This window comes from Vibrio sp. 05-20-BW147, assembly GCF_013369385.1.
GTDB classification, from domain to species: domain Bacteria; phylum Pseudomonadota; class Gammaproteobacteria; order Enterobacterales; family Vibrionaceae; genus Vibrio; species Vibrio floridensis.
In genome coordinates this window covers 129,414-150,391 of sequence record NZ_SZTO01000011.1, presented here as the reverse complement: position 1 = coordinate 150,391, position 20,978 = coordinate 129,414, and the positions used below count along the sequence as shown (strand labels likewise).

The window sequence follows — 20,978 nt, the reverse complement described above, 5'->3', positions numbered from 1 at the left end:
GGGCACAGAGCAAGGCGACACCGACCGTGGCACCGTCACCGAAGATGGCGACAGCGACGACAAGGTCGACACAGTCCAAAGCGTGAGCGGCAAGCTTGACATCATCGACGCCGACAAGGGCGAAGCGGTGTTCCAAGTGCAAAGCAACGTGGAAGATGGCAACTACGGCCGCTTCAGCATCGATGCGAACGGCAACTGGAGCTACACCTTAAACAACGCGCACCCAGACGTGCAGTCGCTCAAAGCGGGTGAGACCTTAACGCGCGAGCTGACCGTGACCAGCGCCGACGGCAGCGACAGCCACAAAGTGGTCATCACCATCGTGGGCGCCAATGAAGCTCCAGTAGCCCAAGACTTTATGATCAAACCTTTGTCTGACCACGGTGTGTTGATTAACTTTAACAACCCTGGCGGTGATGGCGGGGATAAGATTTCTGATGAAGAAGATGATGCTGCTAACGGCGGCAACGCGGATCTGAAGGTGATTATCACCGATCTACCAGAAGCGGGTATCTTGATATATACGGATCTTAATGGTGTCTCTCGGGCGATTACTCAAGCAGATGTTTCCAAAACGCCGTTTGAAGCTGATCGTATTTCATATCAGCCTACTGATGGCCTTGGCTTCTTGCTTGGCTCTAAAAGCGAGCCTGATCACTCACTAAAAGACGGTGGTTTCCTCAATTGGGGTAACCAGATAGATGCTGAAGGTAAAGTGCGTGAAGTTAAGTTGGCGAATGGTGGTGTGATAACCATCTCCAGTGATTCAGGTCCATTAACGCAGTACCAAAATAATGCTAGCCATGTCGGTCATGGTATTGGTGACAACGATGGTTACGGAATTGAATCAGGTGAACATATTTCAATCAATTTCTCTTCTGAACCTGCATACGAAATTGAGATCGGTTTAGACGGGTTGGGCGGTTTGTTCGAAGATCATGATCCTGGTGCTGCATTAATCACTGTTACTTACAGTGACGGGAAAACTGAACAATTTGAAATTCGCAAACCAGGTGATAAGTTCGGTGATGACGGGTTGTTCCAAAAACTGGTCCTTACTGCACCAGGTGATTTGACTATTACTCAATTAACGTTTTCGACTAAAGGTGATGGTAACTGGGAGCTCAGATATGTTGAATCGTCTCCAAAAAATGAAACCTTTAAGTATCAGACGATTGATAGTGAAAGAGTGCTGAGTAATGAAGCAACAGTAATTGTCAACAACTCTAACGGAGATCGTACGCCGGTTGCCCAAGACGGCCATATTGTTACCAACGAAGATCAAAGCTATGTCTTTAAGTGGTCTGATTTTGGTGTGACCGATGTTGATACTCTTCCATCAGCATTGTCTGTCATTATTGACTCATTACCACTTGATGGTTCATTGACTCTAAATGGTACTGCTATTGTGGCTGGTACTTCCGTTAACTATGAAGACATTGAAGCTGGCAAGTTAATGTTTAAACCAGATACTCGTGAATCAAGTACCAATAACTCTTCTCAGGATGGCGCTGTTGTCGGTAATAAAGAATCGGATTATGCGAAGTTTGATTTTAGAGTTTCTGATGGCGTTAGCATCAGTAAAGAGTACGCTGTTGTTATAGATGTAACACCTGACGCTAATATGCCCAAGGTATCAATAGCAATTGGGCAAGGCGTTGAAAAAATTGATCATAGCTTTGACTATAGCAAATATGTTCAAAAGCTTATTGATGGCGCAAACGGTTCAGGGGAGGTAATTCCTGGCGATGACTTAGGAAGATTACACATCGGGACTAATTTCAACGACTTTTTCGATGTAAAAGGTGGTGCTGATCAGATCGTAGGTGAACTTGGCGACGATGTAGCGTATAGCTCTAATGGAGATGATTCAATTTATGGTGGATCTTATCATTCAAAACTAGGTGAAGCGGGTCTAGATACGGTTATTTACTCTGGAAAGCGTTCTGAATACACAATTATTCCATTGAATGTCGGAACTGACCAAGAAAAAGTTAATGTTGTAGACACGAAAGCTCGTGATACTTCATTTGGATGGTCTGGCTCAGGTGACGATTTATACAGTATAGAAAGATTTGTCTTTACCGATGGCGTTTATATCATGGATTCAAATGGTAATTTGGTTAAAGAGGAAACTGTGTATACCGAGTTCACCATAACTATTAATGCCAAACTGACCGATACGGATGGAAGTGAAGCTCTGGCAGATACAATTACCCTTTCTGGCATACCTGATGGAGTAACTGTTCTCGTCGATGGTCAAGAATATCTACCGTCAAATGGGGTATACACCTTGCCGATCGTGGTTGTAGGTGATAGCGGAAATGTGAATGTCGAACTGCGCGTGCCTAGTGATTATGTAGGCAGCTTAGACTTTCCAATTACAGTTACAGCAACGTCCAATGAAGTTGTAAACGGTGCGATTGTAGATAGTGCTGATGGCACGAGCTCAATCCCGGTATCAATTCGTGGATACGAGGTTACAACGGGAGAGAGCGGCTCTGATAGCATCGAAACATCAGCAGAGAATGATATCGTAATTGGTGATACGTCTGGTTTTCAGGTCGTACCCGGACAAGATTACAATATTGCGTTTATCTTCGACACCTCTGGTAGTATGGCTGGTGATATCACCAAGGCTAAACCTGAGCTTCAAGAGGCATTCAATAAGCTAGTAGATAGTGCTAGCGGTGACAATGCAGGTACCGTAAACATCCTACTAACAGAGTTTGCAACAAAGGCATCACATGTCATTAGTATTGATTTGAGTTCGAATAATCCTAAAGGTCAGTTTGAGGCTGCTCTTACCAAGATTATTGATAATGATACGGGATTGACCAACTATGAATCGGGTTTCGATTCTGCAATCGATTGGTTCGCGATGCTACCAAAAAATGGTGCCACAAACCATTCGTTCTTTATAACTGATGGAATGCCTAATAGAGCAAGCAGCGATGATCTTGGCGATGACGAGTTTGACCAGTTCTGGATGTATGCAGATAAATCTACAGGAGAAGTACTGTCTTTACAGGATGTTTTGGGTGATAACTTTAGTCTATCTCAGCTCTGGAATTCGGGGCCTATTAGTCTTAACGGTGTAGTGGTGGTTGAGTATCATCACGGACATGCCGATGTTTATTCCCCTTACTTAGACCAGAGTGGCCAGCGAGTATTACTAGGTACGTTAGAGTCAGATAAACACGGTAAGCTGAAGTATAAGGACTACTATGATGCCGATGAATCTCAACTAGTTCAGGCAGTTCATATGTTTAACGTTTTGGCTGGTTTATCGGCTGTTCAAGCTATTGGTATTGGCGACGATGTCAATGCAGAGATCTTGAAGGTTTTTGATACAGACAAAGTAGTTGACCACAACATCAAAGTAGATGAACTAGCTGAGGCTATTGCTGGTGAGCTAATAGAAACTCTTCCGGGGGCAGATACAATTTCCACATTGAGTGGTGACGACATTTTATTCGGTGATGAGCCTGTACTATTCGCAGCCGATGGAATGACAAAGCTAACACTCCAAGAATATGTAGCTGAAAAACTCAATATGGGTGTAGCTAATATAGATGCTAAGACTATACATGATTATATTACAAGCCATATTCGCGAGTTTGATTCTTCTTCTAGTCGAGATGCGGATGATCACCTCTTTGGAGGAGAAGGTAACGATATTCTATTTGGTCAAGGTGGCAATGATAGGCTGGATGGCGGTGTAGGCGAAGATAACCTATACGGTGGTGCTGGTAATGACACACTGACTGGTGGTAATGACAATGACATCCTCATCGGAGGGCTTGGTGATGATATCTTAACTGGTGGTGAAGGTATGGACATCTTCAAGTTCATAGATGACGGTACAGGTCCGCGTGATGGTGAGCGAGACACTATTACCGACTTTACTGCAGGACAAGATAAGATAGACCTTTCCGATCTGCTTCATACGGATCTGGATGACTCTATCGATTCATTGCTGGAGCGTAACGAAATAGGCCTAGCTATCAACGGTGGTCATCTAGAACTGACGATATCTGATGGCTCGAGCAATCAGACAGTGGTTATTGAGAATGGTGTATCTCAATATCAGTCTTATATCACTGAAGGATCGATCACCAACATGAATGCGATTTTGAACGACTTACTAAAGATTCATGACAACTAGTAAACAAAAAGGGCCGAAAGGCCCTTTTTTAATCTTTGCTTATTATTCAAAAGGTTACATGAGTGAAACTACAGCACCTTACATGCAAAGCCTTTGAGGTAGAAACCTTCTGGGTAAGCCGTATCGGTTGGGTGATCGGCCGCCTGCTCGAAACGCTCTACAAACTTAACGCTTCGGCCGGCATCAACCGCCGCATCAGCGATTATTTTTTGAAATAGTACTTGGTCCATTAACCCAGAGCATGAGTAAGTCAGCAGTGTGCCGCCCGGGTTGAGGATTTGCATTGCGAGCATGTTGATGTCTTTATATCCGCGACATGCACCATTGAGCTGGGCTTTGCTTTCGGCAAACTTTGGTGGATCCATGATCACTACATCAAACTTAGTACCCTGATCGCGATACTCGCGCAGAAGCTTAAAGACATCTGCGTTTAGGAAAACGGCGCGTTTTTTGGAAATATCGAATTCATTGAGCTCTGCATTAAACTTTGCCGTGTCTAGTGCTGGCTGAGAGACATCGGCGTTAATCACGCGTTTGGCGCCGCCTTTTAGAGCATAAAGGCCAAAACCACCTGTGTATGAGAAGCAGTTGAGAACTTCTTTATCTTTAACGTATTTCATCGCTTGTTGGCGACTATCACGCTGATCGAGGTAGAAACCGGTTTTGTGTCCACCAACGATATCAACACTAATTTTGACGCCATTTTCTTCGATCACAACGGATTTGGGTGGCATTTCACCATACAGCACACCGGTCGTTTCTTTAAGGCCTTCTTTTTTGCGCACAGAAACGTCGGAACGTTCGTACACATTACAGTCAGGGAAAACTTCAACTAATGCGTCAACAATGTTTTGTTTTTGATATTCGGCGCCAGCACTGAGCAGTTGGCAGACGAAGAAATTTTGGTAACGGTCAATGGTTACACCAGGCATGCCGTCTGATTCTGCTGCAATAAGGCGGTAGCCTGTCAAGCCATCACGCTCAATCACATCCTCACGTAGTAGTTGAGCGTCTTGGATGCGTTTGACAAAAAACGCTTTGTTGATCTCTTGCTTTTCGAAGCTCCACACACGAGAACGAATTTGCGATTCAGGAGAGTAGGCCGCTTTTGCCAACCATTTACCATCGTGGCCAAACACATCAACGGTTTCTCCCAATAGCGGATTACCTTCGACTTTATCGATCCCGCGAGAAAAGATCCAAGGATGGCGTCTTACAACAGACTTATCACGACCTTTGACTAGATAGATGGCAGCAGACATTGAAATTCTCTTAAGCAAAAATGAAAGTGGGGTATTTTCTAAGAATCAGCCTAGAAAAGCAAATGACAAAAAAGGCCGCATGCGCGGCCTTAATGAAGTTATGCCTTCAATCCCGTGAGCAAGCTTTCCATTGCATCACTTTGACTGCGTAATTGCTCTACATTGCGCGAAGTCATATTGATTAATTCGCACACATTATTTGATTGCATGCGAATCTCTTCTACACTGGCAGCGATATTGTCGGCAACCACACCTTGCTCTTCCGCAGCAGTGGCAATCTGAGTGCTGCTGTCTGAAATGGTTTGGTTCTTATCTGCCAGTGAGGCAATTTCATGATTGACTTCTGACATCAAGGTCTGCCCTTGGTTCGCGTTGTTGACTGTGACTTCCATCAACTTAGTCAGTGATTGGCTATTACGCTGTAATGACTCAATCATGGCTTGAATTTCGACGGTCGCTTGTTGCGTTCGTCCGGCAAGCGCACGAACTTCATCGGCTACTACTGCAAATCCGCGTCCTTGTTCACCAGCACGTGCTGCTTCGATCGCTGCGTTAAGCGCCAGTAGGTTGGTTTGCCCAGAAATACCGTTGATGGTGGTGACGACTTCATCAATTTGCGCTGCATTGGCATCGAGTTCCTCAACCGCTTTAGATGCCGACTGAATTTCAGTAGAAAGTTGTGAAATCGAGTTTAGAGTATTTGAAACTTTAACCTGACCAGATTGAGCAACACTGCGCGCATCGTCTGTTTGCGCGCTTGAGTCATGGGCAAGATTCGCGACCTCTCTGATGGTTGATGCCATCTGTTCCGTTGCACTGGCTAATGAGTTCAAATGTTCTTGTTGAGTATTGGAAATCTCCGAACTATTGGAGATGGATTGATTAAGATCGGAGCTGATTTGTTGCATGAGCGCAACCGACTCTTGTATCGACAACACCATCTTTTGCTCTCTTTCGGCGACTTTGTCGATAGTGATCGCGATGGTGCTAAACTCATCACGAACTTGGAAAAAGTTCATTCGAGCCGTTAAGTCTCCGCTTGCTAGCGTGTTTAGTGCTTTGTTCATGGTAAACATTGCGCCACCAATGAACGTCATAATGTAGTAAACCGCTAATGCGACGATGAACAATGAGACGCAGATAATGGTCCAATGAGCAGTTGAAAGGGCAGCCCAAAGGTCTTGTTCGTGAGTAGCAACGATACTAAAAGCGCCATTAAGAACAGAAACGGAACCGATGCCACTACCAATTGAAATAACGTCGGAAGAGGCTAAGATATCCATGGCCTGTGAGCGAGATAAGTTACCAGCTTCAATCAAATTCTTCATCAGTACAAGTTCATCTTGATACAAATGATTGAGCATGGCATCCGCTGCATTATCCAAAACTAGGGTAAGAATGAGCAGTGCTACTAGTGGGAGAAGGAAAAGCAAGTAGAACTTTTCTTGAATTTTTAAATGGATGAGATATTTATCAATCCAACGAAAAGGGATTTCTTTCATAATTATTATACTCGTAGTAACCCACGGTCCTTTGTGGGGTGAATAGACTTAATAAATATATCACTCAAAAAAACGGAGAGGTATACGGATGACAATAAGATGCGAAAAATTTGTGGTCTCTGGCATAGTTCAAGGCGTTGGGTTCCGCTATCACACCTCTCATCAGGGTTTAAAGTTCAATTTAGTCGGTTATGCGAAGAATTTGAATAACGGAGATGTCGAAGTTATCGCCTGTGGTGAACCGGAGAAGATAGAAGAGTTTGCTCAGTGGTTAAAACACGGCCCCAAAACGGCTCGCGTCGATGAGCTTAAAAGAGAAGAAATTACCTGTCGTGAATTTCAAGGGTTTGAAATCCTGTAGCTGAGCGCTACAGGATAAGAATAGGGAGTTAGAGGCACTTTGCCGGTTTTGGTAAACCTGCAAGTTTGGTCGCCTGTTTTGCTGGCCCTTCTTTAAAAAGCTTAAAAAGATACTTGCTGTTGCCTTTGTCTGGCCCGTGTGATTTTTCCATCGCTTTCACTAGCATTCTCACCGCTGGCGATGTATTAAACTCTTGGTAAAAGTTACGCACGAAGTGAACCACTTCTAGATGCGCATCTGTTAGTTCAATGCCTTCTTGGGCGGCAAGTATCGCAATCATTCCTTCTTCCCACTGCGTGTGGTCTAGTAGGTAACCTTGAGCATCGGTTTGAATTTCTTTGCCGTTATAGACGAACATACGTTGTATCCATCATGTTACTGGTGATGTGTATAGGGTAGCGTACCGGTAAGGTGCTTCTCAACAAAAGATTCTCATAGTTATGTTGAGCGAAGAAAAAGCGTGCAAATCGGGATTTTTCTTGGCAAACATAAATAGAAAAAGCCCGAAGCAATGCTTCGGGCTCTTGATTCGCGTTTATGTAAAACGATTAATCGTCTCTCATGATACCTAAAATGGTTAGTAGGCTTGTGAACAAGTTCAAGATATTTAGGTACATTGAAATCGTTGCACTTACGTAGTTGGTTTCTTCTCCACGAACGATACGGCTAGTATCAAATAGGATGAATCCAGAGAAAACCAATGCAGATACACTGCTGATAACAAGCTGACCAAGCGTTGAGCCAACAAAGATGTTGATGATAGCTGCAACGATGACAATGATGAGGCCTGCCATCAAGAAGTTACGCATAAAAGAGAAATCTTTTTTGCTGGTGATGGTGTATGCCGAAAGCCCTAGGAATACCATGCCTGTTAAACCCAAAGCTTGAGCAATAATAGTAGGGCCGCTTGGGATTGAAGCGTAGTAAGTCAGCATTGGACCAAGAGCCCCACCCATTAATGTTGTGAAGACGAATGTCCAAACAATGCCCATTGATGAGTTAATGCTACGTGGTAGAGCAAAAAACAGAATGCCGATTGCAGCGACTTGCATCACAAGTGCCATCATCGGAGAAATACCTATAGCCATAGTTGCAACCGCGGCGATAGCGCTGGTCACAAGGGTCATAGAGAGCAGAAAGTACGTGTTTTTCAAAACCTTATTGGTTTGAAGAGTACTTTCCATACTCGATGTGCGAGTAAACATAGGACTGTTCATAATCTTCCTCTTGAAGGTATGTTTAATTTATATGTCTATATATGAGGCCGATAGTTCCAAAAATCAAGCCTGAGTTTATTTTTACCTAGCCAAAATGATAGTAGAAATAATGAGTTATGCACAATCCAGTTTGTAACACTTTATTTCCACTTAAAACGAAAAAAGAGGCGGATAAAACGCCTCTTTTACTAGGTGGTTCGCATTAGTGGTGCAAAATTTGTGCAAGGAAGTTTTGTGTACGGTCCGATTGAGGATTCTCAAAAAACTCTTTCGGATTGTTTTCTTCAATGATCTCCCCGGCATCCATGAAAATCACCCGATCGGCAACTTCTTTTGCAAAGCCCATTTCGTGGGTTACACACAACATGGTCATGCCTTCTTCTGCCAGTTCAACCATAACATCCAACACCTCACGTACCATTTCTGGATCAAGTGCAGATGTCGGTTCGTCAAACAACATCACTTTAGGGCTCATACACAATGAACGAGCAATGGCAACGCGTTGCTGTTGTCCACCAGAAAGCTGGCCTGGGTATTTGTCCGCTTGCTCTGGGATTTTTACACGTTCGAGATATTTCATTGCGATGGCTTCAGCTTCCTCCTTTGGCATTTTCTTCACCCAAATCGGCGCTAGTGTGCAGTTTTCCAAAACCGTTAGGTGAGGGAAGAGGTTAAAATGTTGGAAACACATACCAACTTCTCGTCTCACTGCTTCGATGTTTTTTAGGTCTTCGGTCAGTTCATTACCAGAAACGATGATCTGGCCAGCTTGATGTTCTTCTAAGCGATTGATGCAGCGAATCATGGTTGACTTGCCTGAACCTGATGGTCCACAAATTACAATTTTTTCGCCTTTCTTCACATTCAAGTTGATGTTTTTTAGTACGTGAAACTCACCGTACCACTTATTCATATCCTTCAGTTGGATCATGTAATCTTGTTGTTGCGTCATAATACGTCCTTGAGTTTTCTGAATTATCGTTTGTGACCGGTGTGTAGTTTATTTTCTAGCCATATCGAGTATCTCGACATGCCAAAACAAAATATCCAGAACACTAACGCGACAAATACATAACTTTCTGTAGCAAAACCAAGCCACTCAGGATCGGTGTTTGCTGCTTGACCAATGCCCAACACATCGAACATACCGATGATCAGTACAAGGCTGGTGTCTTTAAAGAGGCCAATAAAGGTGTTTACGATGGACGGAATGGTAATTTTCAGCGCTTGCGGCAGAATAATTAAGCCCATTTTTTTCCAATACGTGAGCCCTAAAGCGTCTGCTGCCTCGTATTGGCCCTTTGGTATCGCTTGCAGGCCGCCACGCACTACTTCTGCCATGTAGGCTGCACTGAACATCACCACGCCAATCAAGGCTCGAATCAACTTATCCGTTTCTGACCCTTCGGACAAGAAGAGTGGCAGCATAACTGAAGCCATGAAAAGCACTGTAATCAACGGCACACCACGCCATACCTCGATATACACGGTACACAAGCTTCTAATAATGGGCATATCAGAGCGACGACCCAAAGCGAGGGCAACACCAATTGGAAGTGAAACGACTATCCCCACTAGCGCAATGATTAAAGTAACGAGTAAACCGCCCCACTTGTGGGTTTCCACTACTTCTAAACCGAATACGCCGCCATAGAGTAATCCAGCCACTATAAAAGGATAGATGTTGACAAAGAACAACCAAATCCACATTCGTTTTGGTGTTTTCTCATAGGCGAGTAGCACAGTGAAAATCGCCAGCGTAATGTAGAACAGGCGAGGGCGCCACAGTTCTTCTTGTGGGTAAAACCCATACATGAACTGCTCCCAACGCACACTAATGAACACCCAGCAAGCACCTTCACGACTGCATGCATCGCGGGTGGTGCCAATCCAATCTGCTTTCAAAAACGCCCAATCCAAGATGTACCAGAATGCACTTATTGCAAAGTAAGCAAGTATGATGGTTAGGACTGAATTTACTGGGCTGTTAAACAAATTCTTCCTCATCCAACTCAAAACACCCACGGTGTTGGCTGGCGGTGGAAGATTTGGCTGAAATTGATGTACTTTCATTTTATCTCTCCACCAAAGCGACTTTTTTATTGTAAATATTCATCAATGCGGAAGTGGTCAAGCTCAACGTCAAGTACACACCCATCGTCATCGCAATGATCTCAATGGCTTGTCCTGTTTGGTTGAGCGTTGTTCCGGCAAATACGGACACCAAATCTGGATAACCAATCGCCATCGCTAGCGATGAGTTCTTTGTCAGATTCAAGTATTGGCTGGTGAGTGGAGGAATAATGATCCGTAGTGCCTGGGGAATAATAATCAACTTGAGCGTGCGGGAACGTGGCAAGCCTAAAGACATTGCGGCCTCGGTTTGGCCATGATTCACTGCGTTAATGCCAGAGCGAACAATCTCAGCAATGAAGGCTGCGGTATAAATACTCAGCGCAAGCAGCAGTGCCGCTAGCTCTGGAATGATGCTAATACCACCTTGATAATTAAAACCTTTGAGTTGTGGGTATTCTGTCGATATCGGCATACCGGAAATAAAATAGACGACGGCAGGTAAACCTACAATGAGTGCGAGCGCAATACGTCCCATCGGTGTTTGTTGACCGGTCAACTTCTGCTTATTTTTAGCCCAGACACCAATCACTAAGGTGGCGATCATCCCAGCGAACAAGGCAGCAAAAATAAATGCACTACCTGATTCGAAAATGGGTTTAGGCAAGAACAATCCACGCACGTTCAAAAATACCGCTTCACCCAAACTGATACTTTGTCTCGGAGAGGGAAGAGCTTGAAGTACTGCGAAATACCAAAAGAATATCTGCAGTAGCAAGGGAACGTTGCGGAAAATTTCGATATAGACCGCTGCGAAACGGCTCACCAACCAGTTTGAGGATAAGCGAGCAATGCCAATGACAAAGCCAAGAAATGTGGCAAGAATAATACCTAAAAAGGAGACTAACGCGGTGTTCAGTAAGCCGATGATAAAAGTACGACCATAAGAGTAGGTTTCATTGTACTCAATCAAGGTTAAACCGATACCAAATCCAGCCTCTTGAGACAGAAAGTCAAAACCGGTTGCAATGCCTCGAGAACTCAAGTTAGTAAGTGCGTTGTTAATGATGGTGTAGAAGAAGAAGACCAACGCCAAAATAGCAATAACTTGGAAAACGGCCGAACGAAAAGTGGGGTTGTAAATCAGATTGCCTACCGCTGCCGGCTTAGCGGGAGCACTTGACGAGATGTTTTTATCAGGGTTCATACAACAATAACCTCTAATCCATTATCTAGAAAAAAGGGCGGCACTTGTCCGCCCATTTAATAGTAGGAAGTGATTAACGGATCGGTGGCGCGTACATGAAGCCACCAGCATTCCACAGTGCATTCACACCACGTGAAATTTGCAGTGGAGAGCCCGTACCAACAGTTCGCTCAAAGCTTTCCCCATAGTTGCCTACTTGCTTCACGACTTGGTAACCCCAATCGTCACGAATGCCTAGACCTTTACCTTTAGGGCCATCGATACCTAGGATGCGTTTGATGTTTGGATCGTCGGACTTAAGCATTTCTTCCGCGTTTTTAGAGGTGATACCGTACTCTTCTGCGTTGATCATCGCATTGAGTGTCCACTTAGCGATGTTGAACCACTGATCGTCACCTTGGCGAACAACAGGTCCAAGAGGCTCTTTTGAAATAATTTCCGGAAGAACGACGGCTGAATCAGGCTTTTCAAGGTTTAGACGAAGCGCATAAAGGCCCGATTGGTCAGTTGTAAGCACGTCACAACGACCAGCATCAAAACCTTTTGAGGTTTGTGCTGCCGTATCAAACACAACAGGCTTGTAGCTCATACCTGTGTTGCGGAAGTAGTCTGCAAGGTTAAGTTCGGTTGTGGTACCAGATTGCACACACACTGAAGCACCATCGAGCTCTTTCGCGCTCTTGATGCCAAGATCTTTTTTCACCATGAAGCCTTGGCCATCGTAATAGTTTACGCCTACGAAATTAAGACCAAGAGCAGCGTCGCGTTGTAGAGTCCATGTGGTGTTGCGAGATAGAACGTCAATTTCGCCTGATTGTAGAGCGGTAAAACGCTCTTTTGCAGTAAGTGGAACAAACTTAACTTTGGTTTTGTCGCCTAACACTGCAGCTGCAATCGCTTGGCAGTATTCTACGTCAATCCCTTCCCATTCTCCTTTGGAGTTAGGGTTAGAAAAACCAGGTAAACCAGTACTGACACCGCAGGTAACAAAGCCCTGTTTCATCACTTTGTCTAGAGTGGTTTCTGCAGCGAATGCATTTGATGACAACATAGCAGTAGAAGCCGCTACCAATGAAGCCAAAATTGTTAATTTATTTGCCATTTGTATCCTTCCTGTATGATCCATGTTAGACCAGGTAAAACCTGATACAACGTGCTCAAAAGTTGTGTGCGTATCCTAACTGATTGATTTTGGCTAAAAACGGCTATCCAAAAATCAATTATTTATAAGCGTAGGAAAGGATTGTGGATTTCTCAAATGTATAATTTAAAAAGATTTTTGAGAGTAATCACAAACCCAACAGTAATTAGAATGACGAAGTGTTAACCGATTGTAAATAGTGCAACAGGTTTATACTTTGGTGCAGGAGAGCTTTTGTTAAATATATTAATAGTATTGCCGACTTTCAGTTTGCTTGAGTTGTGGATATTGGATTAATCAACCAAAAATGGCTTGAAATTTGAACGAAAATTATTTGTTGTGCCACTTTGTGATGATATTTATGCACCAAATCTGTTACGATGAGCCTCGTAGTGAGAAACAATAGACAGGGATCGAAATGCGATATTTTCCTCTTTTCATGGATCTAGAAAACAAACCCGTACTTGTTGTTGGTGGAGGGGAAGTTGCAAGTCGCAAGATTGAGGCTTTGTTAAAAGCAGGTGCAAAAGTAACGATCGTTTCCCCGACGTTGGTTGAAGAGTTGATGCAATGGGTGAAAGAAGGTGCTTGCTACTGGGTTAAGAACTTTTACTCTTCTGAATTGATGGATGGGCATTATGTCCAGGTTTGGGCTACCACCAATAATCCCTCTCTCAATCATCAAGTCTATCGAGACGCAAAACAGCGTAACTTGTTGGTAAATGTGGTAGATGATAAGCCATATTGTGATTTCATTACTCCATCGATGATAGTGCGTGGTCGAGTGCAGATTGCAATATCTAGTGGTGGTGCCTCACCGGTTTTGATTCGCAATATTCGTGAGTCGCTCGAGGCGATATTGCCACAGAATCTGAGTTTATTGGCTGATTTTGCCGAATCAAAACGTCATGCCGTGAAACAGCGTTTTGAGAGCATTGACGAACGACGCACATTTTGGGAAGCGTTTTTTGATTTGTCAGAGGTAAAGTTAGCCAGCGACAAACAGCAGCTTGACAAGCTATTTTTGCCGGCCCTTGAAGGGGCGATACAACGTAACGTTCAGTGCACTTGGATTGCATGCAGTGATGATGTTGAAATGTTACCTATTAAGGCCTTGCGCTATATGCAGAAAGCAGAGTTGGTCCTTGCTCCAAAAGCGTTGTCTGAACCGTTTTTGGAAATGGTGCGAAGAGATGCTGTTCGTTTCAGTTACACGTCTCCCGCACAGCTTGCTGAAAAGCTACAGGAAGCCAAAAACGAACCGATTAAGATTTGTGTCTTGTTTCCATCTGGAAGCAATGAGTTCAGTTTTCTTCAGCAGGGTGATTTGGTGATTGAGCGATAGGGCTCTTTAGATTGCCTATTGGTGGCGTTGGGAAGCATTCAACATGTTGAAAAAGCCTAGTTGATTTGATGAGTCACTTAGTGTGTAAGTGATGCTCTGTTGGCGGTGAACAGTCAACAAGATTCCATATCACTGGCAGTGTTCAGCCATTCTTTTTTGGCTTATTAATTGAACAAAGCCTCTATTAGATAGAGGCTTTGTTTATTCCGTTCGATGCACTAATCACGGAAGTTATTGAACTGGAACGGTTGGCCAAGTTCTGCGGCACGAATTGCTGCAATAGCTTCTTGCAAATCGTCGCGTTTTTTACCCGTTACGCGAACTTTGTCGCCTTGGATAGAAGCTTGTACTTTCAGTTTGGCATCTTTAATCAGCTTAACGATTTTTTTCGCCATTGGCGTTTCAATGCCTTGCAGGAAAACAATGTCTTGATGCCAATTTTTGCCTGTCTGCTCAGCCGTTTTCGCATCCATAGAGTTTGCGTCAACGCCACGTTTAGCAAGGTGACCACGTAAAATATCGCGCATTTGCTTTAACTGGAAGTCACCTTCAGCAGAGACTTTTACCGTTTGCTCTACTAGCTCAAAGCTAGCTTGCACGTTACGAAAATCAAAACGAGTCGAAAGCTCACGGTTTGAGTTGTCTACAGCGTTGCGTAGTTCAACGGTATCGATTTCAGAAACAATGTCAAATGACGGCATGGTTTAAGTTCCTATAGTTATTATCTTAACGGCTTTCTTTTACAGCAGTCGCAAGCATATCCAGCATTTGCGCTGTGTGTTCCCAGCTTAGGCAAGGGTCAGTGATCGATTGGCCGTAGGTCAAGTTATCAAGATCAGTCATCGGCTGATTGCCTTCGGTAATGAAGCTTTCTGCCATGATGCCTGCGATATAAGTGCTGCCTGCTTTTAGCTGGTTACAAATGTCTTGCGCGACATCGAGCTGTTTGCGATGTTGCTTTTCACAGTTCGCGTGACTGAAATCAACGATCAAACGCTGTGGCAAATCGAACTCAGCCAGTGATTGACAGGCAGACTCAACCGATTTTGCATCAAAGTTAGGGCCGGTATCACCACCACGCAGAATAATGTGTCCATATGGGTTACCACTGGTGCGGTAAACGGTCATGCGGCCATTTTTATCTGGAGAGTAGAAGTAATGCGAAGCTTTTGATGCGCGAATTGCGTCAATCGCAATTTTCACGTTGCCGTTGGTGCCGTTTTTAAAGCCAACCGGGCAGGAGAGTGCAGATGCCATTTCACGGTGAATTTGCGATTCAGTGGTTCGAGCTCCAATCGCGCCCCAAGTGATCAAATCAGCAATATATTGACCGGTGATCATGTCAAGAAACTCAGTTGCGGTAGCAAGGCCAAGTTTGTTGATGTCGAGCAATAGCTTACGTGCTTTATGCAGGCCAGCTTCTAGTGCGTACGAGCCATCCAGATTTGGGTCGGTTATGAGGCCTTTCCAGCCCACCACAGTGCGTGGTTTTTCAAAGTAGGTGCGCATAACGATGAACAGCTCATCGCGATACTGCTCTTGAATCGAGCTCAAACGCGTCGCGTAATCAATCGCGGCTTCAGTATCGTGCACAGAGCAAGGACCGACAATCACCAAAAGGCGGTTGTCCTTACCCGTTAAAATATCTTCAATTTGTCTGCGAGATTTCGCAATTCGCTCGGCCACATCGTCGGTAATCGGATGGGCTTGGCTCAACTCAGCAGGAGTTGGCATTGGACCCAAAGGTTGGGTTCTCAATTCATCGGTTTTTAGTGGCATGTGATAGCTTTGGTATTTATAACGAAGCGGTAAAGATAACGGAATTAGTCTCAGGAATAAACCATTTAACTGGAATCTTACGGATCTATTTCCGTGTCAAACTGTAAAGCTAGCGTGAATTAAAATGAATATAAGCGTAAGTGAAACGGTATGAGCAACTGTTAATAAATAAAAGCCTTAATGAAAAGGGAGTTAATGAACATTTTTCACTGAATTGATGATGAATCGCGGGGATAAATTCGTGATCGACTCAGCGACCTGATGATTTTTGTTAACAACTCTTTGACAACTGGTGCTGTGCGCAGGAAACTGGTCAGACTAGTTATAAGGAAACGCCACTATGCTTACGTCACTACAAAAAGCCAATCTTTATCTCAATATGTTTGGGTTTTCAAAAGTCCCACTGATCTGGTTGTGTCGCCCCAAAATCATTGCTATTGATGAAAACATGGTCGAAGTGAAAATCCCCCTAAGAAAACGAACAAAGAACCACCTGAATAGTATGTACTTCGGCGCATTAGCGGTTGGTGCGGATGTGGCAGGTGGTTTTTTGGCGATGAGCAAAGCCAAAAATCAAGGAGAGAAAATTTCCTTGGCGTTTAAGGGCGTTAAGGCGGAATTTCTTAAAAGGCCAGAGGCGGATGTGCATTTTGTTTGCCATGATGGCCCTTTGATCGACCAAATGCTGGCTCAAACCATGCAAACAGGTGAAAGGGTTAATCAAGATGTTCGAATTACCGCGCTTTGTCCCACCTTGCATGGGGATGAGCCGATGGCCGAATTTGATTTAACCCTATCGATTAAAAAAGTGACGCCTAGGGCGTAACGCTAGGTTTCAGGTTGTTCGATTTTCTCGATGGCAACAATTTTCGAGCGATTCATGACAATTTTCCAGCGGTAGTAAACGGGCTCACCTTGGTGGGTGTTTTCTTTCACAATCAGATTAAAGAGATGGCGTTTTTCCACTGATTCGCGACTGACTTGCCCATCTTGTAGCCGATAGATACGGTTGCTGCCTTTGTCCATCAAACGTGTAAATGGTCTTAAACTGATGTTGAATGTTTCGCGTGTTTGCTCATAGCCACTCAAAAAGCGAGACGTCGACATTTCCGTTTTGGCGTGGTAGTGAAGAATTTGCTCTTCACGCTGAACCACGCGTCGTTTCCGAATAGCTTGAATGCGATCCGGCAGTTTATTGATGACGGTGTAATCTAACCATTCCAACTTGTGGCCGACCTCTTTCCCTGTCGTGGGGTCGGTGTATTTGCGACGCCACTTCGGCTTACCTTTGCGGATCCAACGCCACATCATGTCACGTAAGTCGTCTTTAAAGATCTCTCTAAGCGCGTAGATCACCGACATAGCCACGATAAACGATGCGGAAATTTCTCCAAGATAGTCTCGCGCAGAAATCACAGTTGTGGTCACAAATACCATCACAAGACCGGTTGCCAGTCCTTTAATCACCCGTTTGATGTTGTTTCCCAATGAAACACTTTTCTCATTAAGAACAATGGGATGTTCAATCAAACGCCGCAAAAGGCGCATTTTATTGGTCATGCGCGTTGCATCGTCCGCTGCGTTGGATGAGTTGTACTTATTGAGTTTTCGATGTGCTTGCTCTTTTTCGCAGAGAGTGATTAAGCGATCCTTGATGGTGCTGTAATCGCCTTCACGTGGTAAGTGGGCAACCAAGGCAAGAAATTTTTGTTCTGTGTACCAAGAAAGATAGTTATCGATGTTGACGTAATAACGCTTGAGAATTTCTTCATACGGGATAGAGCGGCGCAGTCTTTTGAGGATATCGAGAGAAATCTCAATCACTTCATCGACTTGATCTTCGGTGACGCCGTCACTGGATTGCTCATTCAGTTTAGCCACGGCTTTATCAAGTGCGATCACGTACTGATAGGCAAACAAACTCAAGCTAACACGATACTGAGTGTTGGATAAACGCCCCCGCTGTGCTAATCGGCTGTGAACTAAAGGCAGTAGCGTTTTGTCACTGTAATAAGAACGCTTTTGCACCACAGAGGTATAGTAAAACTCAGATTCAGAGAGAACTTCAGGCGTTAGCCCAAGCTCTCCAGGTACGAATAGGTAGAAGTCGAGATCGAGTTTTTTACTTGCCCCCATAATATGGCTGATCTTGAGGGTGATGGAGTCTTGTTTATCGACTGAAATCAACGAAATACCCTATTTGATAAATAATTGTATTGAGACTTGCGCAAGAATAGCAGAGATAACGTATAATCTCTGCAAATTTGCAGTGAGATATATTCAATGATTAAAGTTGGTCAAATTAACAACTTAGAAGTAACTAAACGCACAGATTTTGGTGTATTCCTAGATGGAAAAGACTACGGCAGCATTTTACTGGCAAACAAACATGTGCCAGAAGGCTGTGACGTCGGCGCTCAAATCGATGTTTTTATTTACTTTGACTCCGACAATCAATTGGCAGCTACAACTGAAACGCCAATCGCACAAGTGGGCGAATGGGGCTTGATGAAGGTTGAGGGTGTCAACAGCACGGGTGCTTTTGTTAACTGGGGCATCAAAGAGAAAGATCTACTGGTGCCATACAGTGAGCAACGCAGCCGTTTTACCGCTGGTCAATCGATTCTCGTGTATGTGTACACCGATAAAGCCTCTGGCCGAATTGTCGGCACCACCAAATTCAATAAGCTACTTGATAAAACACCGGCGAACTACACCCGCAACGAGCAAGTGGATCTGATCATTGCTGAGCGCAGTCAGTTGGGCTTCAAAGCGATTGTCAATGGTTCACACTGGGGCATGATTTTTCCATCGGATGTTTTTGGCAAGCTGTTTATTGGCAAGAAGCTGAAAGGCTTCATTAAGAACATCCGTGAAGATGGAAAAATTGATTTGTCGTTGCAGAAGGTTGGCGTCGCGAAGATGGATGATTTGTCAGAAAAAGTGCTAGAACTACTTGAAAAGAAAGGCGGCTTCTTACCACTTAATGACAAATCCAGCCCTGATGCTATTTTTGCAGCATTCCGCACCAGTAAGGGCACTTATAAAAAGACGATTGGTGGTCTGTTTAAAACTGGAAAAATCACGATTGAAGATGATGGCATTCGTTTAGTGAAATAGTGGCCATATCGCATTCTTCGTTAGTAAATCATTGCCTGTTGTTGTCGTTAACTGGCAGTTATAAGCGAAATGTAACGTTAATATAAAAAAAGGCCCATCGCTTCCATCGTTGGGCCCAGGGGAAGTGGCTCGTAAGAGCCTGCGCTAAATTGTGTTGTGCCGTAAAGTCTGGGAAAGTTACTTGAGGGGGATTCTCTCCAACACTTTCACGTTCAACTAATCTTAATTGTAGTACAGGCTTTTAGAGCTGCTTAGTTCGACGCGTCGAACTCATTTGTTTTTGGAAGCGGTCTTATAACTAGAACAAATTCTTATCTTTGACCAACTCTCTTGGCAAACCATTCTTAATTTTGTTACTGACCCATTTTCCCAAGCCGATAATGGCACCTTGGTAGCGGACGAAAACTTCACCTTTGCCACTGTTGTCTGGGTAAATATCACGACCCATAAACCATTCGCGTGCGGCATCGGTGTCGATGTCCACAACGGTTTTCTCATCGCCGCTGGCTAATGTTGTTGCAATCTGATGCTGCCAACGATAGCCATTCTTGTGCTTTTCAGCCAGCTTGATCCCCATACGAGAGAAGCGCAGTTCACCCAGCATGGGTTCTAAAGCATTAGGGAAGAGCCAAACATCGTTGTCTCGTAACCAAATGGTGCTGTCCGTGGGTAAACTGATATCAAGTGAATCAGAGAGGGATTTCTCAATCAAGGCACTCTCTTTTTTACTCGCTTTTTGAAATGGAAACTTACCCATTTTCTTGTTGACGTCTGGAGTGTTGACCGACGCCAGTTTGCGAATACGCGCGACGAAGAAACCTTCACTGTCGTACACTTGCGGGAAAATATGCAGAAACCCTTCTTCGGTTAGCGCTTTCTCTGCGCCATCGAAGAGCGAGCTCAAACTTTCAAACGCCACGGCATCGCCAAAAGTGTGTTTTAGATGGTGACAAACTTGCTGGTTTTCTTCTTCGCTCAATGTGCAGGTCGAGTAAACCATGACACCACCCGGTTTGAGCGCTTGAAATGCACTTTCGATCAAATCTTTTTGTGTCGCCGCAATTTCAAGTACTGATTCTTGGGACCAGTTTTTCATTGCATCTTCGTCTTTGCGCACGGTGCCTTCGCCTGAGCAAGGGGCGTCAAGCAACACAGCATCAAACGATTCTGGTAGCCAACCACCAAACACACGGCCATCAAAGTTACTCAATGCTGCATTTCGAACACCACAACGTTCAATGTTGGCGTGAAGCACTTTCACTCGGCTTGCAGCATACTCGTTCGCGACCAAAATGCCTTGGTTGTTCATTAATGCTGCTATTTGTGTGGTTTTAGAGCCAGGTGCCGCGGCGGTATCCAGCACCGATTCAAATTGGTTTTCACCCAGAAAGAGCGCGCTAACTGGCATCATTGAGCTGGCTTCTTGAATATAGAACAAACCGCACATGTGCTCAGCCGTGTTGCCAAGCGGTACTTTGCTTTCATCTGCCTCAATCCAAAAACCGGTTTCACACCAAGGAACAGGGTGAAGCGTCCAACTTTTCTCTTGCGCGATGGTAAGAAAGGCATCAACGGAGATCTTGAGCGTGTTGACGCGGATACTTTTACGCAGTGGCTGCTGACAGTAGGCGATAAAGTCGTCCATGTTCAGGGCGCTAGGTAGGATGGTTTTGATTTTTTCCAGAAAGGTTTCTGGCAGATAGACGTTTGAATGCACAGTAGGGTTCCAGGTGCCAATATGGGAGGGGAATGATAAACGAATTGGCGAGCAGACAAAAATAAAAATGCAGCCCGAAAGCTGCA

At 44.4% G+C, this 20,978-nt stretch carries 17 protein-coding genes; 5 read left to right on the top strand and 12 right to left on the bottom strand.

From position 1 onward, the window contains the following. Nucleotides 1-82 precede the first annotated feature (82 nt). Nucleotides 83-4,168 carry a VCBS domain-containing protein gene (locus tag FC652_RS12530; RefSeq protein WP_369597884.1) on the top strand — a complete coding sequence of 1,362 codons (4,086 nt, stop codon included), beginning with the start codon at nucleotides 83-85 and terminating at the stop codon, nucleotides 4,166-4,168. A gap of 68 nt (nucleotides 4,169-4,236) precedes the next feature. On the opposite strand, the gene FC652_RS12525 is transcribed toward FC652_RS12530, so the two are convergent. Together FC652_RS12525 and FC652_RS12520 are read right to left on the bottom strand one after the other, a co-directional pair. Beyond that, entirely contained in the window at nucleotides 4,237-5,430 is a 1,194-nt protein-coding gene (locus tag FC652_RS12525) for a class I SAM-dependent methyltransferase (protein ID WP_176298840.1), read from the bottom strand. Between the two features lie 98 nt (nucleotides 5,431-5,528). Beyond that, the gene (locus FC652_RS12520; protein ID WP_176298839.1) at nucleotides 5,529-6,932 is read right to left on the bottom strand and encodes a methyl-accepting chemotaxis protein; all 1,404 of its coding nucleotides are present in this window, start codon (nucleotides 6,930-6,932) and stop codon (nucleotides 5,529-5,531) included. Between the two features lie 88 nt (nucleotides 6,933-7,020). On the opposite strand from FC652_RS12520, the gene yccX reads away from it, so the two are divergent. After that, nucleotides 7,021-7,293, top strand: coding sequence for an acylphosphatase (gene yccX / locus FC652_RS12515; RefSeq protein ID WP_176298838.1), 273 nt, complete (start codon nucleotides 7,021-7,023; stop codon nucleotides 7,291-7,293). 28 nt (nucleotides 7,294-7,321) lie between these two features. Here yccX and FC652_RS12510 read toward each other — a convergent pair whose 3' ends face one another. From FC652_RS12510 to FC652_RS12485, 6 genes are all read right to left on the bottom strand, one after another. Then, on the bottom strand, nucleotides 7,322-7,651 hold the full coding sequence (locus tag FC652_RS12510) for a TusE/DsrC/DsvC family sulfur relay protein (protein ID WP_176298837.1): 330 nt from the start codon (nucleotides 7,649-7,651) through the stop codon (nucleotides 7,322-7,324). Between the two features lie 190 nt (nucleotides 7,652-7,841). After that, nucleotides 7,842-8,510, bottom strand: a complete 669-nt coding sequence (locus FC652_RS12505; RefSeq protein ID WP_176298836.1) for a Bax inhibitor-1/YccA family protein — start codon at nucleotides 8,508-8,510, stop codon at nucleotides 7,842-7,844. Between the two features lie 202 nt (nucleotides 8,511-8,712). Beyond that, nucleotides 8,713-9,462 carry an amino acid ABC transporter ATP-binding protein gene (locus tag FC652_RS12500; RefSeq protein WP_176298835.1) on the bottom strand — a complete coding sequence of 250 codons (750 nt, stop codon included), beginning with the start codon at nucleotides 9,460-9,462 and terminating at the stop codon, nucleotides 8,713-8,715. 23 nt (nucleotides 9,463-9,485) lie between these two features. Beyond that, nucleotides 9,486-10,583 carry an amino acid ABC transporter permease gene (locus tag FC652_RS12495; protein ID WP_176298834.1) on the bottom strand — a complete coding sequence of 366 codons (1,098 nt, stop codon included), beginning with the start codon at nucleotides 10,581-10,583 and terminating at the stop codon, nucleotides 9,486-9,488. A gap of 1 nt (nucleotide 10,584) precedes the next feature. Further along, nucleotides 10,585-11,790, bottom strand: coding sequence for an amino acid ABC transporter permease (locus tag FC652_RS12490; protein WP_176298833.1), 1,206 nt, complete (start codon nucleotides 11,788-11,790; stop codon nucleotides 10,585-10,587). Between the two features lie 73 nt (nucleotides 11,791-11,863). Then, on the bottom strand, nucleotides 11,864-12,892 hold the full coding sequence (locus FC652_RS12485) for an amino acid ABC transporter substrate-binding protein (RefSeq protein ID WP_176298832.1): 1,029 nt from the start codon (nucleotides 12,890-12,892) through the stop codon (nucleotides 11,864-11,866). A 457-nt stretch (nucleotides 12,893-13,349) separates the two neighbouring features. Here FC652_RS12485 and FC652_RS12480 point away from each other — a divergent pair, with 457 nt between their 5' ends. After that, entirely contained in the window at nucleotides 13,350-14,276 is a 927-nt protein-coding gene (locus FC652_RS12480) for a siroheme synthase (RefSeq protein ID WP_176298831.1), read from the top strand. 218 nt (nucleotides 14,277-14,494) lie between these two features. Here FC652_RS12480 and FC652_RS12475 read toward each other — a convergent pair whose 3' ends face one another. Both FC652_RS12475 and FC652_RS12470 read right to left on the bottom strand, forming a co-directional pair. After that, nucleotides 14,495-14,977 carry a YajQ family cyclic di-GMP-binding protein gene (locus FC652_RS12475; RefSeq protein WP_017422085.1) on the bottom strand — a complete coding sequence of 161 codons (483 nt, stop codon included), beginning with the start codon at nucleotides 14,975-14,977 and terminating at the stop codon, nucleotides 14,495-14,497. 25 nt (nucleotides 14,978-15,002) lie between these two features. Beyond that, a complete protein-coding gene (locus FC652_RS12470; protein WP_011150248.1) occupies nucleotides 15,003-16,055 on the bottom strand; it encodes a 3-deoxy-7-phosphoheptulonate synthase in 1,053 nt (350 codons plus the stop codon). Between the two features lie 340 nt (nucleotides 16,056-16,395). Here FC652_RS12470 and FC652_RS12465 point away from each other — a divergent pair, with 340 nt between their 5' ends. Then, complete coding sequence (locus FC652_RS12465) at nucleotides 16,396-16,881, top strand: PaaI family thioesterase (RefSeq protein ID WP_176298830.1); 486 nt, start codon at nucleotides 16,396-16,398, stop codon at nucleotides 16,879-16,881. A gap of 2 nt (nucleotides 16,882-16,883) precedes the next feature. On the opposite strand, the gene FC652_RS12460 is transcribed toward FC652_RS12465, so the two are convergent. Then, nucleotides 16,884-18,242: a hypothetical protein gene (locus FC652_RS12460; protein WP_176298829.1), complete on the bottom strand. Its 1,359-nt coding sequence runs from the start codon at nucleotides 18,240-18,242 to the stop codon at nucleotides 16,884-16,886. Nucleotides 18,243-18,338: 96 nt separating this feature from the next. Here FC652_RS12460 and FC652_RS12455 point away from each other — a divergent pair, with 96 nt between their 5' ends. Continuing rightward, nucleotides 18,339-19,175, top strand: coding sequence for a S1 RNA-binding domain-containing protein (locus FC652_RS12455; RefSeq protein ID WP_176298828.1), 837 nt, complete (start codon nucleotides 18,339-18,341; stop codon nucleotides 19,173-19,175). Nucleotides 19,176-19,473: 298 nt separating this feature from the next. Here FC652_RS12455 and rsmF read toward each other — a convergent pair whose 3' ends face one another. After that, a complete protein-coding gene (rsmF, locus tag FC652_RS12450; protein WP_176298827.1) occupies nucleotides 19,474-20,892 on the bottom strand; it encodes a 16S rRNA (cytosine(1407)-C(5))-methyltransferase RsmF in 1,419 nt (472 codons plus the stop codon). Between the last annotated feature and the right edge of the window lie 86 nt (nucleotides 20,893-20,978).

Coding starts and splice junctions, on each gene's coding strand:
- FC652_RS12525 (WP_176298840.1), bottom strand. CDS start 5,430: ATGTCTGCTGCCATCTATCTAGTCAAAGGTCGTGATAAGTCTGTTGTA.
- FC652_RS12520 (WP_176298839.1), bottom strand. CDS start 6,932: ATGAAAGAAATCCCTTTTCGTTGGATTGATAAATATCTCATCCATTTA.
- yccX (WP_176298838.1), top strand. CDS start 7,021: ATGACAATAAGATGCGAAAAATTTGTGGTCTCTGGCATAGTTCAAGGC.
- FC652_RS12510 (WP_176298837.1), bottom strand. CDS start 7,651: ATGTTCGTCTATAACGGCAAAGAAATTCAAACCGATGCTCAAGGTTAC.
- FC652_RS12505 (WP_176298836.1), bottom strand. CDS start 8,510: ATGAACAGTCCTATGTTTACTCGCACATCGAGTATGGAAAGTACTCTT.
- FC652_RS12500 (WP_176298835.1), bottom strand. CDS start 9,462: ATGACGCAACAACAAGATTACATGATCCAACTGAAGGATATGAATAAG.
- FC652_RS12495 (WP_176298834.1), bottom strand. CDS start 10,583: ATGAAAGTACATCAATTTCAGCCAAATCTTCCACCGCCAGCCAACACC.
- FC652_RS12490 (WP_176298833.1), bottom strand. CDS start 11,790: ATGAACCCTGATAAAAACATCTCGTCAAGTGCTCCCGCTAAGCCGGCA.
- FC652_RS12485 (WP_176298832.1), bottom strand. CDS start 12,892: ATGGCAAATAAATTAACAATTTTGGCTTCATTGGTAGCGGCTTCTACT.
- FC652_RS12480 (WP_176298831.1), top strand. CDS start 13,350: ATGCGATATTTTCCTCTTTTCATGGATCTAGAAAACAAACCCGTACTT.
- FC652_RS12475 (WP_017422085.1), bottom strand. CDS start 14,977: ATGCCGTCATTTGACATTGTTTCTGAAATCGATACCGTTGAACTACGC.
- FC652_RS12470 (WP_011150248.1), bottom strand. CDS start 16,055: ATGCCACTAAAAACCGATGAATTGAGAACCCAACCTTTGGGTCCAATG.
- FC652_RS12465 (WP_176298830.1), top strand. CDS start 16,396: ATGCTTACGTCACTACAAAAAGCCAATCTTTATCTCAATATGTTTGGG.
- FC652_RS12455 (WP_176298828.1), top strand. CDS start 18,339: ATGATTAAAGTTGGTCAAATTAACAACTTAGAAGTAACTAAACGCACA.